General features: G+C 63.5%; 17 protein-coding genes and 1 other RNA gene. 4 read left to right on the forward strand and 14 right to left on the reverse strand.

Annotation, left to right across the window (positions count from 1 at the left end):
• Window positions 1-42 precede the first annotated feature (42 nt).
• From EJ079_RS02665 to ffs, 12 genes are all read right to left on the reverse strand, one after another.
• Window positions 43-792 carry an ABC transporter ATP-binding protein gene (locus tag EJ079_RS02665; protein ID WP_027161778.1) on the reverse strand — a complete coding sequence of 250 codons (750 nt, stop codon included), beginning with the start codon at window positions 790-792 and terminating at the stop codon, window positions 43-45.
• Window positions 789-1,634, reverse strand: a complete 846-nt coding sequence (locus tag EJ079_RS02670; protein ID WP_127807977.1) for an ABC transporter ATP-binding protein — start codon at window positions 1,632-1,634, stop codon at window positions 789-791. Before EJ079_RS02670 ends, EJ079_RS02665 begins: the two co-directional genes overlap by 4 nt.
• Window positions 1,631-2,557, reverse strand: a complete 927-nt coding sequence (nikC, locus tag EJ079_RS02675; RefSeq protein ID WP_127326259.1) for a nickel transporter permease — start codon at window positions 2,555-2,557, stop codon at window positions 1,631-1,633. Before nikC ends, EJ079_RS02670 begins: the two co-directional genes overlap by 4 nt.
• Before the next feature lie 292 nt (window positions 2,558-2,849).
• Window positions 2,850-3,917, reverse strand: a complete 1,068-nt coding sequence (locus EJ079_RS02680) for an ABC transporter permease (RefSeq protein WP_127319783.1) — start codon at window positions 3,915-3,917, stop codon at window positions 2,850-2,852.
• A gap of 18 nt (window positions 3,918-3,935) precedes the next feature.
• On the reverse strand, window positions 3,936-5,579 hold the full coding sequence (locus EJ079_RS02685) for an ABC transporter substrate-binding protein (RefSeq protein ID WP_127807978.1): 1,644 nt from the start codon (window positions 5,577-5,579) through the stop codon (window positions 3,936-3,938).
• Between the two features lie 261 nt (window positions 5,580-5,840).
• Complete coding sequence (locus tag EJ079_RS02690; protein WP_127807979.1) at window positions 5,841-7,100, reverse strand: lytic murein transglycosylase; 1,260 nt, start codon at window positions 7,098-7,100, stop codon at window positions 5,841-5,843.
• 26 nt (window positions 7,101-7,126) lie between these two features.
• Entirely contained in the window at window positions 7,127-7,732 is a 606-nt protein-coding gene (gene recR, locus EJ079_RS02695; RefSeq protein ID WP_027039603.1) for a recombination mediator RecR, read from the reverse strand.
• A gap of 113 nt (window positions 7,733-7,845) precedes the next feature.
• Window positions 7,846-8,778: a cell wall hydrolase gene (locus tag EJ079_RS02700; RefSeq protein ID WP_127319775.1), complete on the reverse strand. Its 933-nt coding sequence runs from the start codon at window positions 8,776-8,778 to the stop codon at window positions 7,846-7,848.
• Window positions 8,779-8,913: 135 nt separating this feature from the next.
• Window positions 8,914-9,321: a hypothetical protein gene (locus EJ079_RS02705; RefSeq protein ID WP_127272517.1), complete on the reverse strand. Its 408-nt coding sequence runs from the start codon at window positions 9,319-9,321 to the stop codon at window positions 8,914-8,916.
• Between the two features lie 27 nt (window positions 9,322-9,348).
• On the reverse strand, window positions 9,349-9,672 hold the full coding sequence (locus EJ079_RS02710; protein WP_013527931.1) for a YbaB/EbfC family nucleoid-associated protein: 324 nt from the start codon (window positions 9,670-9,672) through the stop codon (window positions 9,349-9,351).
• A gap of 30 nt (window positions 9,673-9,702) precedes the next feature.
• Complete coding sequence (locus EJ079_RS02715; protein WP_127807980.1) at window positions 9,703-11,514, reverse strand: DNA polymerase III subunit gamma/tau; 1,812 nt, start codon at window positions 11,512-11,514, stop codon at window positions 9,703-9,705.
• Window positions 11,515-11,619: 105 nt separating this feature from the next.
• Window positions 11,620-11,716: signal recognition particle sRNA small type (gene ffs / locus EJ079_RS02720), an RNA gene on the reverse strand.
• A 169-nt stretch (window positions 11,717-11,885) separates the two neighbouring features.
• Here ffs and EJ079_RS02725 point away from each other — a divergent pair.
• The 3 genes from EJ079_RS02725 to EJ079_RS02735 are packed head-to-tail and all read left to right on the forward strand — an operon-like array spanning window position 11,886 to window position 13,634.
• Entirely contained in the window at window positions 11,886-12,305 is a 420-nt protein-coding gene (locus EJ079_RS02725) for an HIT family protein (RefSeq protein ID WP_127807981.1), read from the forward strand.
• A 41-nt stretch (window positions 12,306-12,346) separates the two neighbouring features.
• Window positions 12,347-13,291 (forward strand): NAD(+) diphosphatase, encoded by a 945-nt coding sequence (gene nudC, locus EJ079_RS02730; protein ID WP_127807982.1) that lies wholly within the window; start codon window positions 12,347-12,349, stop codon window positions 13,289-13,291.
• A 37-nt stretch (window positions 13,292-13,328) separates the two neighbouring features.
• The gene (locus EJ079_RS02735; RefSeq protein ID WP_127268465.1) at window positions 13,329-13,634 is read left to right on the forward strand and encodes a Dabb family protein; all 306 of its coding nucleotides are present in this window, start codon (window positions 13,329-13,331) and stop codon (window positions 13,632-13,634) included.
• A gap of 76 nt (window positions 13,635-13,710) precedes the next feature.
• On the opposite strand, the gene EJ079_RS02740 is transcribed toward EJ079_RS02735, so the two are convergent.
• Window positions 13,711-14,574 carry a prephenate dehydratase gene (locus EJ079_RS02740; protein WP_127807983.1) on the reverse strand — a complete coding sequence of 288 codons (864 nt, stop codon included), beginning with the start codon at window positions 14,572-14,574 and terminating at the stop codon, window positions 13,711-13,713.
• Window positions 14,575-14,583: 9 nt separating this feature from the next.
• Complete coding sequence (locus EJ079_RS02745) at window positions 14,584-15,312, reverse strand: 3-deoxy-manno-octulosonate cytidylyltransferase (protein ID WP_127807984.1); 729 nt, start codon at window positions 15,310-15,312, stop codon at window positions 14,584-14,586.
• Window positions 15,313-15,505: 193 nt separating this feature from the next.
• Between EJ079_RS02745 and EJ079_RS02750 the strand changes: the two genes are divergently transcribed.
• On the forward strand, window positions 15,506-16,189 hold the full coding sequence (locus tag EJ079_RS02750; RefSeq protein WP_127807985.1) for a cytochrome c family protein: 684 nt from the start codon (window positions 15,506-15,508) through the stop codon (window positions 16,187-16,189).
• The last annotated feature ends 110 nt before the right edge of the window (window positions 16,190-16,299 follow it).

Consider the following 16,299-nt stretch of genomic DNA (forward strand, 5'->3'; position numbering starts at 1 on the left):
CAGTCCCCAAGATGGTTGTTCGGCGCAAAAGAGAAAACGAATTCAGGCGGTTCTCACAAACCCATCGCTGGCCCGCAAAAGATTGCGCGTATAATCCTTGGTCACGCGGCGTTCGACAAGTTCAGCCGCCGCCAGATTCTCCACCGCCTCGCCGCTTTGCATCACCATCAGCCGCTCGCACATATGGGTGATGATGGCGAGGTCGTGGCTGACCATCAGGAAGGTCAGCTTGCGCCGCTTGCGTACCTCTTCCAACAGGTTGAGCACTTCCGCCTGCACCGAGGCATCGAGCGCCGAGGTCGGCTCGTCGAGCAGCAGGATCGACGGTTCGAGAATGAGTGCACGCGCAATCGCCACGCGCTGGCGCTGGCCGCCGGAGAGCTGGTGCGAATAGCGGAACCGAAAACCGTTGCCGAGGCCGACCTCGTCGAGCGCCCGCTGGATGCGCTTTTCGCCGTCGGCAAACCCATGGATGGCAAGCGGCTCCTGCAGCAGACGGTCGACGGTCTGGCGCGGGTGCAGCGAGCCGTACGGATCCTGGAAGACCATCTGCACTTCGCGGTAGAAGGCCTTGTCGCGGCGTGCGCCGAGCGTCTTGCCGTTGACGGCGATGCCGCCCGAAGCGACCGGTGCAAGGCCGGCGATGGCCCGCAGCAGCGTCGATTTGCCAGAGCCGGATTCACCGACCAGGCCGAAGGATTCGCCCGGCTGCACGTCGAGGCTGACGCCCTTCAGTGCGCGAAAACGGTCGAAGATCACTTCCAGCCTGTCGACGGCAATCGCGGAAGTCATACCGCCCACTCCGGCTTGCGGTCGAGCACCGGCAGCGGGTGGCGGTCGGCGCCGATCTTGGGCATGCAATTGAGCAAGCCGCGCGTGTAGGGATGCTGGGCATGGCCGAGTTCGGACGCCTTGAGCTGCTCTACCACCTTGCCGGCATACATGACGATGACGCGGTCGCAGAAGGACGAGACCAGGCGCAGATCGTGCGAGATGAAGATCAGCCCCATGCCGCGCTCACTGACCAGCCGGTCGAGAATGCCGAGCACATCAAGCTGCACGGTGACGTCGAGCGCCGAGGTCGGCTCGTCGGCGATCATCATTTCCGGACCGGCGATCAGCATCATGGCGATCATGGCGCGCTGGCCCATGCCGCCCGAAACTTCATGCGGATGCAGGTTGAAGACGCGAGAGGGATCACGGATCTGCACCGCCTCCAGCATGGCCAATGCGCGGTCGCGTGCCTCGGCCTTGCCGACCTTTTCATGGGTGCGCAGGGTCTCGACGATCTGGCGGCCGATGCTCATGACAGGGTCGAGCGAATATTTCGGGTCCTGCAGGATCATGGCGATGCGTTTGCCGCGCAGCTTCCGACGTTCGCGCGCCGAGACGCTGAGCAGGTCGATGCCGTCGAAGGCGAGCTTGTTGGCCGATATCCAGGCCTGCGGCGGCGTCAGCCCCATGATGGCGCGGCCGGTTTGCGATTTTCCCGAGCCCGACTCGCCGACGATGCCGAGCCGTTCGCGGCCGAGCGAAAAGGAAACGCCGCGCACCGCCTCGATTAGACCGGTGCGGGTCGGGAAGGTGACGCGCAGGTCGTCGACGTCGAGAAGCGTCTTCGTTTCCCTGCTCATTGGTCACCACTGCGAGGATCGAGCGCGTCGCGCAGGCCGTCGCCGAGCAGGTTGAAGCCGAGGCTGACGATGAGGATGGCGAAGCCCGGCGCACCGGCCACCCACCACTGGTCGAGCACGAAGCGGCGACCCGACGCGATCATCGTGCCCCATTCGGGCAGCGGCGGTTGCGCGCCGAGGCCGAGGAAACCGAGCCCGGCGGCGGTCAGGATGATGCCGGCCATGTCGAGCGTCACCCTGACGATCAGGGACGAAATGCAAAGCGGCATGATATGGCGCAGCACGATGCGGAAGGGCGAGGCGCCCATCAGCTGCACCGCCTTGATGTAATCGGAATTGCGCACCGTCAGCGTCTCTGCCCGCGCGATGCGGGCGTAGGGCGGCCATGAGGTGATGGCGATGGCCAGCACCGCATTCTCGATGCCGGGGCCAAGTGCTGCGACAAAGGCCAGCGCCAGGATCAGCTTGGGAAAGGCGAGGAAGATGTCCGTGATGCGCATCAGGATGGCATCGGTCCAGCCGCCGGCATAGCCGGCCACCGTGCCGACCAGAAGGCCGATCGGTGCCGCGATGATGGCGACCAGGATGACCACATAAAGGGTCCAGCGCGAGCCGTAGAGGATGCGCGACAGGATATCGCGGCCGAGATCATCGGTGCCGAACCAGTGCTCGGCGCTCGGCGCCAGCAGGCGCGCGTTCTTCAGGTCGCCGAACGTCGGAGAATAAGGTGCCAGCACGCCGGCAAGGGCGGCAACGACCAGCAGGGCAACGATGATGAGCAGGCCGAGAAAGGCCAGACGGTTGGCGGAAAAGCGCCGCCACGCCACATAGGCGCGACCGAGCCTTGCCTGCATGCGCGAGGCCGGCCGCTCGCTGAGCAGCCAGTCGCGACGGGAGAGAGGGCGGGCGTCGGAGGCGGTCATGACGATGCCTCTTGGTACTGTCGACCCCCACTCCGGCCCGCTTCGCAGACCACCTCTCCCCCGCTCGACGGGGGAGATGAAAGGCGCCGGGCGTGCGACCGGCTTTTCCTCTCCCCCGGGCAGGGGGAGAGGTGGCCCGAAGGGCCGGAGTGGGGGTGATTGGCCGCAGCAATTCCAGGAAAAGTGTGAAACGGTTTTCCGTCCGGAATTGCGTAAAAATAAGGAGTTAGAGCGGGTCGCCGTTTCCGTGAAACGGTGAACTGCTCTAGGCCCGAAAGTGGAATACCTCTGCTCATTGAACCTTCGTCCTCGGATCGAGCACCCGATACAGCAGGTCGGAGAGGAGATTGATGGCGATGAAAACCGAGCCGATGACGATGGTGCCGCCGAGCACCGCATTCATGTCGGCGTTCTGCAGCGAATTGGTGATGTAAAGGCCGATGCCCGGCCACGAGAACACTGTTTCGGTGAGCACCGAGCCTTCGAGCAGCCCGGCATAGGAGAGCGCGATCACCGTCACCATCGGCACCGCCGCATTGCGCAGCGCGTGGCCCCAGATGATGCGGGTTTCCGACAGGCCCTTGGCGCGTGCCGCGACGATGTATTCCTGGGACAGTTCGTTGAGCATGAACGAGCGCGTCATGCGGCTGATATAGGCGAGCGAGAAGTAGCCGAGCAGCGATGCCGGCAGGATGATGTGGCGGAAGGCGTCGTAAAACACGTCCCACTGCCCCTGCATCGCGGAGTCGAGGAGATAGAAGCCGGTGATCGGCGTAAAAGTGTATTCGTAGACGACGTCGAGCCGCGCCGGGAAGGCAACCCATTGCAGCTTGGCATAGAACAGCACCAGCGCCAGCAGGCCGAGCCAGAAGATCGGCACGGAATAGCCGATCAGGCCGATGATGCGCACGATCTGGTCGATGAGACTGCCGCGCTTGACCGCCGCCAGCACGCCGAGCGGCACGCCGAACAGCGCCCCGATAAGCGTTCCCAGCGTCGCCAGTTCGGTGGTGGCCGGCAGCGCCCGGCGAATGTCGGTCATGACCGGATTGGTGGTCAGCACGGAGATGCCGAAATTACCGTTCAGGGCATTTTTCACATAGATGTAGAACTGCTCGATCAACGGCAGGTCGAGGCCCATCTCCCGGCGCGTGCGCTCGACGACATTGGCCGGCGCCCGGTCGCCGAGCACCGCCAGCACCGGGTCGATCGGAATGACGCGGCCGATGAAGAAGGTGACCGCGAGCAGACCAAGATAGGTCGTGATCGCAATGACCAGGAAACGGCCAAGCGATGACGCAATAGCGACGGCGCGGGCGCTGCCACGCCCCGCCGCCACTTCCTTTTCAACCGTGCTCATGCGGCGTGTCCGCGAGCACTATTCCTTGGACACCGGCCCGACGAAATTGCTGTCGAAGCTCGGGCCGAGCGCAAAGCCCTTGAGGTTCTTGCGCAGGCCGGCGACTTCCAGCTGCTGGTGGATGACGACGAAGGGGCTGGTGTCCAGGATCTTCTTCTGCAGATCCTTGTACATGTCAGCGCGTTTACCGGCGTCCTTCTCGAGCAGTGCTGCTTCCGTTTCCTTGGTCAGGTCCGGAATGTCCCAGGCGTTGCGCCAGGCGAGCGTCTTGGACTTGCCCGCATCCGAATTGTCCGGGTTCGAGGCAAAGGTCTGGGCGTTGGAATTCGGGTCGAAATAGTCCTGGCCCCACTGGCCGATATAGATGTCGTGGTTGCGGGCGCGATATTTGGTCAGCGTCTGCTTGCCGTCGCCCGGGATGATCTCGAGCTTGATGCCGGCCTGGCCAAGCGTCTGCTGGATCGATTCCGCCATGCCGGTCGTCGGCTGGCCGGTGCGTACGTCCATGGTTACGCTGAAGCCGTCGGGCAGACCGGCCTTGGCCAGCAATTCCTTGGCCTTGGCGACATCGAGCTTGAACGGATTCTCATCCAATTCGCCGAGCACGCCCTTGGGCAGGAAGGTCTGGTGGATTTCGCCGATGCCCTTGAGGATCGTCGAGCTCAGCGCATCATAGTCTACCAGGTATTTGAACGCTTGGCGTACCTCCGGCTTGGCAAGGTTGGCATTCTTCTGGTTGAGGCTGATGTAATAGACCGTGCCCTTCGGCGCGCTGGTCGAGGTCAGATCAGCATTCTTGGCGATGGCGTCGAGATCGTTCGGCTCGAGATTGCGGGCAACGTCGATGTCGCCGGCTTCGAGCGCCAGGCGCTGGCCCGAGCTTTCCTTCATGTTGCGGTAGATGACGCGGGCAAGCTTGGCCTTCTCGCCGTAGTAATTGTCGTTGCGCTCGAGAACGACTGCCTCATTGGCACGCCATTCGCGCAGCTTGAAGACGCCGGAGCCGGCATAGCCGGTCTTCAGCCAGGCATTGCCGAAATCATTGTCCCATTTGTAGTCGGCGCTCGGCGTCACCGCAGCGACATGTTCCTTGACCAGCTTGGCGTCGACCACCGACGCGACCGTTGCCGACAGACAGTTCAGCACGAAGCTCGGGGCATAGGCCTTGTCGACGGTGAACTGGAAGGTGGTCTCGTCGACCGCCTTGGCCTTCTCGGCGACGTTGTCGCCGTTGATGCCGAACTGGCCGATGATGAAGGCCGGGCTTTTGTCGAGCTTGACCACACGTTCGAAAGACCAGGCGACGTCGGCGGCGGTGATCGGATTGCCGGAGGCGAATTTCAGGCCGGGCTTGAGCTTGAATGTGTAGGTCAGGCCGTCGTCGGAGACGGTCCAGCTTTCGGCAAGGTCTCCCTTGACCTTGGAGGTGTCGCTGAGGTCGAGACGGACAAGCAGATCATAGGTGTTGCCGGTGACCTCGGCGGTCGACAGCTCGAACGCCTCGCCCGGATCCATGGAGATGATGTCGTCGATCGCGAAACCTTCGACCAGCGTGTCGGCGGGCGTGACCGCACCGGCGGGTGCGCCGGCCAGAAGCAGCGCGGACATGGCTGCACCCGCGAGCAGGAAGCGAGAGCGTAGAGCAAACTTTTCCATCATCATCGTGATTGTTCCCTGTTTTGTTGTTTGTTGACCTGAGTTCCCGGCTCAGGGTTGTGGAATTCTTTTCGGGCCTTGAGACGGCCCCACTGACCTCTTACCGTTGCGGTTTTTGTCCAGTTGGTCAACACCATATCCGGCGGCCTCGTGGCGGGCAACGAGCATTTATACGACGGCTCAATGGGCCAGAAAGGCCGGTGGATGTCGACGCATAAGCCAGCCAATAGAGGCTGCCGATCGGGGAAAATCTGGCGAATGTCGCGGCTACTTCAGCGCCGCGACCAAGCCGGCGTCAGGGAAGCAGGTGGCGGCGCGGCCGTTCTTGGCTTGCCAAGCGCCGATCGAACGGCGGGTCTTGAAGCCGGGCAGGCCATCGGCGCTGCCGACATCATAGCCCTGGGCTTCCAGCGCGCGTTGCAGAGCGGCGATGTCCGAACGGTGGAGCCCGCCAACCGCGCCCCAGCTGCCGGCGAAATTGCCATCGCCATGGGCGATGCGGTCGGCGCCGTGGCCGATGAACAGCGCGTAGAGGTCGCTGGTGTTGTATTGCTTCAGCACGTAGAAATTGGGTGTGGCGATAAAGGCCGGGCCGCTGCGCCCTGCCGGCATCAACAGAAAACCCTCGGCCTTCAGCTCACTTGCCGGAAACGGTTTGCCGCCAACGCGCTTGATGCCCATATCAGCCCATTGCGAGATTTTCTTGCCCTGGTCCGGGCCTTCCAACGAACAGGAAACGCTTTCCGGCACCGTCACCTCGAAACCCCAGCCACGGCCCTTTACCCAACCGTAATGGACGAGATAATTGGCGATCGAGGCCAGCACGTCCGGCGTCGAGTTCCAGATGTCGGCGCGGCCGTCGCCGTCGAAATCGACGGCATGTTTCAGGAACGAGGTCGGCATGAATTGCGGCTGGCCGAGCGCTCCGGCCCAGGACGATTTCATCGCGCCGACCGGAGCCAGCCCGCGCTCGACGATCTCGAGTGCAGCAAGCAACTCGGTGCGGAAGAAGTCCTTCCTGGTCGACATGAACGCCTTGGTGCCCAGCACCTCGAAGGCGTCGTAGGGTATTTTTGCCGCGCCGAATCCGGTCTCGCGGCCCCAGATCGCCAGCAGCACTTCGCCCGGCACGCCGTAGCGCTTTTCGATTGATGCAAGTGTCCTGGCATTGGTGGCTTCGCGCGCCCGCCCGCCCGCCGTCACCGCGCGAACGGTCTTCTCGGCGAAATAGGCGCCGGGTGAGCCGAATTCGGCCTGGTGCTGCTTCCGCGGCGTGGTCGCCTTATCGCCCGGCTTGACCAGGTCGGGCAGCTTCAGATTGGGCTTGATGCCGTCGAAGGCGGCATCGAAGGTGGTTTTGGAAATGCCTTGTGACTTGGCCTGCGGCCACAGGTCGTTCTGCAGCCAGGCGCGGAACTGGTCGTCGATCTTTGCGGCGGAGGCGGGGGTGGAAATGAAGAGACTGGCTAGCGCGGCCAGAAGAAGTGCAGAGATGAGATTGCGAAGGTTGCGTTCCGTGGCAGTCATCTCAGCAAGCATCCCCGCCAATTGCGTCAAAACGCCGTCCGCGAGCGTAGCGCCGCGGCCAGCGTGCCCTCGTCGAGATAGTCGAGTTCGCCGCCGACCGGCACGCCATGCGCGAGCCGTGTCACCTTGATGTCGAAGCCGGACAGCTGATCGGTGAGGTAATGCGCGGTCGTCTGGCCCTCCACCGTCGCATTGACGGCGAGGATGATCTCCTTGACCTCGCCACCGGCAACGCGGTCGACCAGCGAGCGCATGTTGAGCTGGTCGGGGCCGATGCCGTCGAGCGGCGACAATGTGCCTCCGAGTACGTGGTAGCGCACATTCATCGCCGCCGCGCGTTCCAGCGCCCACAGGTCGGAGACGTCCTCGACGACGATGATGGTGCCGGCATCGCGGCGCGGATCGGTGCAGATCATGCAAGGGTCCGATGTGTCGACATTGCCGCAGGTCGAGCAGATGCGCACTTTGTCGGCCGCCTCGGCCATGGCGGCGGCAAGCGGCGACAAAAGCTGCTCCTTCTTCTTGATCAGATGAAGGGCCGCACGCCTGGCCGACCGGGGACCCAGCCCCGGCACCTTGGCCAGGAGCTGGATCAGACGTTCGATCTCGGGACCGGCGATTCGCTTCGACATCGCTCTGATCTAGGATTTTTCAGAGCGCTTTGGAACATCCGCATATGCATGACCGCCATATTGGCCTTGGCGGACCAAAATGGGCGGGGCCCATGGGGACCATGGAGAGCAGATCAGTTGGTTTCGAGCGGCCGGCCCTGGCTGACGATCATCGCGCCGACAGCGTCGGTGTTCTCAGGCGTCGACTGGAATCCCATAGACGCCTCTTGCGGCGCTTCCTCGACCGAGGAGATGACCCTTGTCCTTGTGTTCAAGGTTCCGCCAAAACGGGCGGCATCCGGTTCCTCCATCGGCTCCTGCATCGCCACCACCGTCGGCTCCGCCGAGACACGCGCGGATTTCGCGGTCGGCGCGGCGGCCGCGGTCATATAGGTCTGCTGGGCAGGGACGGACCGGACGGTCGCCGGCTTGGCCGGACGCACCGGCTCGGCGGACGCGACCATCGTCACCGGCTCCGCTGGCTTCTGCGGCGCCGCCGAGGCAATGGCGACCTGCGGCTCGTCCGGCAGCGGCTGCCAGTTGCGGCCGCGCTTCTCGTAGAAGGCATTGCCGCCGGCAACCATGGTGTAGTGCATGTTCTTGTAGGGGAAGCGTAAGCCGGCGGTGTGGAAGAACATGGTGTTCTTGAGCTTGGCCTTGCGCTCACCCTTGAGCACCGCCTCGGCAGCCTCTTCGACATCGGGCATTGCGCGTGAATTCATCGGCCTTGTCATGACGCCGGGGGCGAACTGCCCGCGCTCGCCCACCACCTGGCAGATGGTGCTGCCGTGCTTGCCGGAGCGCAGCCGGTTCATCACCACCGTGCCGACCGCGATCATGCCGTCGCGGCTCGATCGGTTGGATTCAAAGAACATCGCCCGTTCCAGGCATTCCTTGTCCTTTGGCGTGTGGCTGTAGGCCCGTGAGCTGAGGAAACCCGGCGTGATGGCGTCGGTCAGGCTGGCGACGGACATGCCGTGTGACGTGGTCTGGCTGCAGGCAGCCAAAAACAGGGGTGAAATGACGGCGCAGAGCAACAGCGGCGTCTTCCATCGCGTGGCAATCAACAGGTAACCCTCTCACTTCCATGCCCGCCCCCAGGCTGCGGCAAGAATGAGACACTTTCGGGCAAAATGATGGCCAAAACGTTATTGATGAGTCTCTGTTGCCAATTTGGTACAGCTGCATGGCCTAAAAGTGAATTAGTGCCCCACTGTGATGGCCGCCGGCTGGCCGGGCTCAAGCTCCTCGACCTTCTCCGAAAACAGGCCGCGCCGGAGGAACAGCGTCCGCGCCTCCCTGGCCGTCGGCGCGATCTTTCCCGGCCAGTCGCTGTCTATGAACTCAGCCTTGGTGAAGTCCGGATTTGTCTCGCTCGCTGCCTCCAGGAACTCGGCGATCTCCAGCACGATCGCGCGCTCGTCCTTTGAAAGCGCCGATGTGCCGGCTTCGATCGACGGGCGATGGACGAAATCCTCGAACAGATAGAAATAACCCTTGATGCCGACGAGATCGACGCCGTCGTCACAATCGGCCAGGATTTCCAGGATCTCGTAGATCCTGTTGCGGATACGCTGCTCGATCAGTCTTTCGGAGGGCTCTTCGGTCATGGCGATCATGGGCGCGCGCGCCGAATGCTAGAAGGGCAGTTTCATTCCCGGCGGGATCGGCAGACCTGCGGTCAGCGCCTTGGTCTTTTCCTGCATGATCTGCTCGACCTTGGTCTTGGCGTCGTTGTGAGCGGCCAGCACCAGGTCTTCCAGGATCTCGACATCGTCTTCCTTGAACAGAGACGGATCGATCTTCAGCGACTTCATCTCGAATTTTCCGGTCAGCGTCACATTGACCAGGCCGCCGCCGGCCTGGCCGGACGCTTCCAGCGTGGCGATCTCGTCCTGCATGGCCTGGAACTTGGCCTGCATTTCCTTCGCCTTGCCCATCAGGCCGAGAAGATCTTTCATGGTCGGGTCCTTTGCGGATTCGTGGCTGGATCAGGTTTCATCGTCGTCAGCCGGCGGCTCTACCGGCACTTCAGCCTCTGTCGTTTCGGCTTCCGGCGCGTCTGGAATGCGCACGTCGATGATCTTGGCACCGGGAAAGCGCGCCAGGATGGCGGCCACGGTGGGATCGCTCTTGGCATCGAGAAATGCCGTCTCGCGTTTGGCCGATTCCATTTCGGCGAGCGTCTGGCCGCCCTCTTCCTTTGACAGCGAGACCAGCCAGCTGCGGCCGGTCCAGGCGCGAAGCTTCGTCGTCAGGTCGTTGAGCAGCATCTTGGGCGCATCGCTGGTCAGGCCGACGTCGATGCGGCCGGGCTCGATACGCACGAACCGGATGCAGCTCTTGACCAGCACCTTGAAGGCGATGTCGCGTTGCGCATCGGCGAGCGCAATGATGTCGGCCAGCGATTTCAGCGGCGCCGATTCCATGGCAGGCTCCGGCGGAGCGACGTAGGCAACGGCAGCAGGCGAGGCTTCGACCAGCCGCATGCTCTGTGCCCCGCCCGATCCGGATGGCATGCGCGTCTGCGCCACCGCGCTGGCACCACCGCCATTGCCGGAACTTGCCGGCGTCCCATTCGGGCGCGGCGCGCCATTCTGCATGGGGGCAGCGCCCTCGAGCGATCTCAGCGCCTCGTCCAGCGTCGGCAGATCGGCGGCATGCGCCAGCCGGATCAGCACCATTTCGGCGGCACTGACCGGCCGGTTGGAGGACTGCACTTCGGGAATGCCCTTGAGCAGCATCTGCCATGTCCGCGACAGCACCCTGACCGACAGCGTCCTGGCGAAATCGGCGCCGCGCTGCCGCTCGTCCTCAGATAGCGAGGCATCCTCGATGGCCGTCGGCACGAAACGCAGCCGGGTGACGAGATGGTTGAATTCGGCAAGATCGGTCAGCACGGCGGCTGGATCGGCGCCGGTGTCATATTGCGCACGGAATTCGCCAAGGGCTGCCGCCACATCGCCCTTCATCACATGTTCGAACAGGTCGACGATGCGGGCGCGGTCGGCGAGCCCGAGCATCGCCCGAACCGCATCGGCGCCGACAGAGCCGGCGCCATGGGCAATCGCCTGGTCGAGGATGGAAAGCGAATCACGGGCCGAGCCTTCGGCGGCGCGCGCGATCATCGCCAGCGCGTCGTCGTCGACAGAAATGCCTTCCTGGGCCGAGATCGAGGACAGATGCGCGACCAGCGCGCCGGCGTCGATGCGCCTCAGGTCGAAGCGCTGGCAGCGCGACAGGACGGTGATCGGGACCTTGCGGATTTCGGTGGTGGCGAAGATGAATTTGACGTGCGGCGGCGGCTCTTCCAGCGTCTTCAGCAGGCCGTTGAAGGCCTGCGTCGACAGCATGTGCACTTCGTCGATGATGTAGACCTTGTAGCGGGCCGAGACCGGCGCATAGCGAACGCGCTCGATGATATCCCTGATGTCGTCGATGCCGGTGTGCGAGGCGGCGTCCATCTCGATGACGTCGACATGGCGGCCTTCCATGATCGCCTGGCAATGTTCGCCGAGGACGGCGAGGTCGACCGAAGGCTGGTCGATATCGGCGGTTTTATAATTCAGGGCCCGCGCGAGTATGCGCGCCGTCGTGGTCTTGCCGACGCCGCGCACGCCGGTCAGCATCCAGGCCTGGGCGATGCGGCCGGTGGCAAAGGCGTTGGTGAGGGTGCGCACCATCGGCTCCTGGCCGACCAACTCGGAAAAATTCGAAGGACGGTACTTGCGCGCCAGCACGCGATAGGCGGCGGCCTTGCCTATCTCCAGGCTTTTTGGTCCCGAATTTCCGGCTTCGCTCATACGCCCGTAAAGCTCCAAATGGCCGCGCCCGAAGGCGGCCGATTCCTGCGCATAGTCTCGCCCGCGCTGCAATGCGTCGTCAATGTCGCGAGAGGGGCCGATGAGGTGGGAGGCTGGAACAATGACCCGTTCCGGGCTCGTTAGGGCTGCTTCCTTCCGGACCTGACCCGGTTGGCGAGTGGATCGTCCACCACCAACCTCCCGCTTTCCATATCGGCAATTGCGCGACGAAATGCAAGTCCGCCGAAGAAATCGTTAAATGTCGAATCGGCGCACCAAACCGTGAGGGCGCAATGATTCGCTTGCAGCCCCCTTGCCGCCGCTCTAGCCTTCATGTGTTGAGCAAACCAAGAAAAGCAAGGGAAACGCCGATGTTGCCGGGCCTGGAGGCCGGATTTACGCTGGACGCACGGCTGGAGGCGGACAGCGAACAGTTGATGTGGCTTGGGCTGTGCGAATTGCGGGTGATGAACGACCGCCGCTGGCCATGGCTGCTGCTGGTGCCGCAGCGGCCCGGCGCGGAGGAAATCCATGACATGACGCCGCTCGACCAGGCGATGCTGACCTTCGAGACCAATATGGTGGCGCAGGCGCTGAAGAAGGCGACCGGCTGCGCCAAGATCAACACCGGCGCCCTCGGCAACATCGTGCGCCAGCTGCACATCCATGTCATCGCGCGTTCGGAAGGCGATCCCGGCTGGCCAGGCCCTGTGTGGGGACATGGCCTGCGAGAGCCCTATCAACGTTCCGACTTGCGACGGTTTGCCGAAACGATCAAGGCGGCGCTATAAGCGTTCCCAGTGTCCATCCCTCAACATATTCCAGAGTCCCCATGAGCTTCCGCCTGTTTGACGCGCCTTTGCGCGAGCCGAGCCAGTTCGTCGGCTTCGCCGGCAACACGATCGACCGGCAGTCCGAGAACCGGGCCGACGACTCGGTCGACAAGGCGCTGGCCGATCCGGCGACGCGGCTGCTTCTGATGCATGGCGGCCGGCTCTATCTGAAGCTCGGCGATGGCGGCGCTCTCGATCCCTGGTTCGGCGCCACCGAGAGCGAGCCCTTCAAGGTTTCCCTGGCGCAAGGCATCCTGCTCGGCTTTTCCGAACGAGGACCGGTGCTGGCCGTGCCCGCCGGCGTCGAACCCGAACAGCTTCCGGAAACAGTCAAGGCCATCGACTACCGCTCGGTCTACATGCAAGGGCTGATCGACGAGGCGGCGGCTGGCGCGATGGCGCAAGGGGCGGCCCTGCTTGCCTGGCATGCCAGCCATCGCTTCTGCAGCAAATGCGGTACAGAATCGCAGATGCGGGCGGGCGGCTACAAGCGCCATTGCCCGAATTGCGACACCGAGCATTTTCCGCGCACCGACCCGGTGGCGATCATGCTGACGGCAACGCGGGAGAAGTGCCTGCTCGGGCGCGGCCGGCATTTCGCGCCGGGCATGTACTCGGCCCTTGCCGGCTTCATCGAGCCGGGCGAGACGATCGAGGCGGCGGTGCGCCGCGAGACGCTGGAAGAGGCCGGCATCCGGCTTGGCCGCGTCGTCTACCACGCCAGCCAGCCCTGGCCGTTTCCCTATTCGCTGATGATCGGCTGCTTCGGCGAGCCGCTCAACGACGACATCCAGGCCGATCTCAACGAGCTTGAGGACTGCCGCTGGTTTTTTCGCGACGAGGTGCGCCTGATGCTGGAAAGGACGCACAAGGACAATCTGGTCACGCCGCCGAAAGGCGCCATTGCGCATCACCTTATCCGCGCCTGGGTCGACTCGGAATGATGGCAGCGAACACCGAAAGACATTGCAGGAGCAGGACATGATCCGTCACACCGTCGTTTTCACGCTGAAGCATCCGCCGCATTCGCTGGAGGAAAAGCGGTTCCTGGTCGACGCCAAGAAAATCCTCACCGCGATCAGGGGCGTCACGCATTTCGAGCAATTGCGGCAGATCAGCCCCAAGAACGACTATCGTTTTGGCTTCTCGATGGAGTTCGCCGACCAGGCTGCCTACAACAGGTACAACGACCATCCCGACCATGTCGCCTTCGTGCGCGACCGCTGGGTGCCGGAGGTCGAGACCTTCATGGAGATCGACTATGTGCCGCTAGGCGCGGTGATTTAGGGCATGGTCCCGAAAAGGGGAAACCGGTTTTCTAGGACAAACGGTTCGTTTGTCCGGAGATCATGCCCAGTAGCGATCAGTCCGCCACCTTCCACTGCTCACGCGACTCACTGGCCGGATAGACGCCCAGAATCCGCACTTCGCGCGAGAAGAAACGAAGCTCGTCCAGCGCCAGCTTGACCAGCGGGTCGTCGGGATGGCCCTCAATGTCGGCGTAAAACAGCGTCGCCGTGAAAGCGCCCAGCTGGTAGCTCTCCAGCTTGGTCATGTTGATGCCGTTGGTGGCGAAGCCGCCCATCGCCTTGTAGAGCGCGGCCGGCACGTTGCGGACACGGAAGATGAAGGTCGTCATCATCTTGACGTCAGGCGACGGGCGCTCGGCCCATAGCTTGTTCTTGGTCAGGACGACAAAGCGGGTGACGTTTGAGTCGGTGTCCTCGACATTTTGCTCGATGATATCGAGCCCGTAGAGGGTCGCTGCCAGGGCCGGCGACAGCGCCGCCATGCTGCGGTCCTTGACCTCGGAGACCATCTTGGCGGCGCCAGCCGTGTCGCCGGCGACGATCGCCTTCCAGCCGTTCTTGCGGATGTATTTGCGGCACTGGCCAAGCGCGTGGATGTGGCTGTGCACCGTCTTGATCTCGTCGCGCTTGACGCCCGGCAGCACCATCAGCTGGAAATGGATGGGCAGGAAATATTCGCCGATGATGTGCAGCTTCGATTCCGGCAGGAGATGATGGATATCGGCGACGCGCCCGGCAATGGTGTTCTCGATCGGGATCATGGCGAGGTCGGCCTTGCCGGTCTCGACCGCGCTGAACGCATCCTCGAAGGTCGGGCAGGGCAACGGCTCCATCGAAGGGAACATGTTGCGGCTGGCGGTGTCGGAATTGGCGCCCGGCTCGCCCTGGAAGGATATTCTGTTGGTCTTTTCAGGCATGCCGATATCTCAGGTTGAAAGGATTGTTCTGGCGCGTTCGAGGTCTTCGGGCGTGTCGACGCCGAGCGGCAGCGACTGGACGATCTCGGCGTCGATGCGCATGCCGGCTTCCAGCGCCCGCAACTGTTCCAGCCGCTCGCGCCGTTCGAGCTGCGACGGCTTCAGCGCGACGAAACGCTCCAATGCGGTGCGGCGGTAAGCGTAGAGGCCGACATGATGGTAGAGCGGCCCCTCGCCCCAAGGCGCCGTGGCGCGGGTGAAATAGAGCGCCCTCAGCCTGCTGCCGGAAAGCGGCGAGCCGACGATCTTGACGACATTGGGATTGGTCTTTTCCTCATCGCGGACGATCTCGACGCCGAGCGTGGCGATATCCACCGCACCGTCCTCGAAAGGCCTGAGCGACGCGGCGATGATCTGGGGATCGATCGTCGGCAGGTCGCCCTGCACATTGACGATGGTTTCGACCTTGCGCCCGGGGTCGAGCGCGATCAGCGCCTCGTGGATGCGGTCGGAGCCGGATTCGTGGTCCATGCGCGTCATCACGGCCTCGAAACCGTGCGCGCGCACCGCCTGCGCCACGCTTTGGGTGTCGGTCGCCACCACCACCCGTCCAAGGCCGGCTTCGGCGGCACGGCGGGCGACATGGACGATCATCGGGGCGCCTGCGATGTCGGCCAGCGGCTTGCCCGGCAGGCGGGTCGAAGCCATGCGGGCCGGGATCAGGATCAGCGTGGACATTTCGGGTGCAAGGCGTCTCGAAAGAGGACAGGGAAAGTGGCAAAAGGTCTCACTGGAAGCGCCCTTATAGGTGTTGCAACGCCGCAGCAAAAGACCTAGTTTCCGCCCGATTTGACCGCCCTGGCAGGACGGGTCACGATACCGACGGACGGAGTGGACGGTTCTGTCCGCCGGAAAAGGGAGCAAGGGGCGTATGGATTCCAACGAAGTCAACAAACTGCTCGCCGGATTGCTCGGAACCGTTTTCGTCGTCTTCTCGGTCGGCATTGTGTCGGACGCGCTGTTTGCCTCGCCGGCGCCGGAAAAGCCCGGTTTCGCCATCGAGGCCGCCGAGCCCGCCGAGGGCGGCCCGGCCGCTCCTGCAGCAGCCGAAAAGCCGATCGCAGATCTTTTGGCCAACGCAAGTGTCGAACAAGGCGCTGCCATCTTCAAGAAGTGCCAGGCCTGCCATTCCGGCGAAAAAGGCGGTCCGAACAAAGTCGGCCCCGACCTGTGGGACATCGTCGACCGTCCGGTCGCCTCTCACGAGGGCTTCGCATATTCGGCGGGGATGAAGGAATATTCCAAGGGCGGCACAGAGAAGTGGACCTACGATAACCTCAACCACTTCATCACGTCGCCCAAGAAGGACGTGAAAGGCACAGCGATGGGCTTTGCCGGCCTGCCGAAGGAAGAAGACCGCGCCAACGTTATCGCCTATCTGCGCACGCTGTCGGACAATCCCAAGCCGCTGCCGGCACCGGGTGCCGCCGCCGATGCAGGCGCGCCCGCCAAGCCTGCCGATGCAGCCGCTCCGGCAAAGCCGGCTGAGGGTGCCGCGCCGGCCGCTCCCGCCGCCCCGGCTCCGGCCGCACCGGCACCGGCGCCTGCCCAATAGCCAGATATCATCTCGACGACCTTGAAAAAGCCGGGTTCAGCCCGGCTTTTTTGTTGGGAAAACCGCATAGGCGGCGACAAAGCCGCGCATGGCGGTTTTCACGAGCGCCA

Origin of the sequence: Mesorhizobium sp. M7A.F.Ce.TU.012.03.2.1, assembly GCF_004006095.1 — a bacterium.
Lineage (GTDB): Bacteria > Pseudomonadota > Alphaproteobacteria > Rhizobiales > Rhizobiaceae > Mesorhizobium.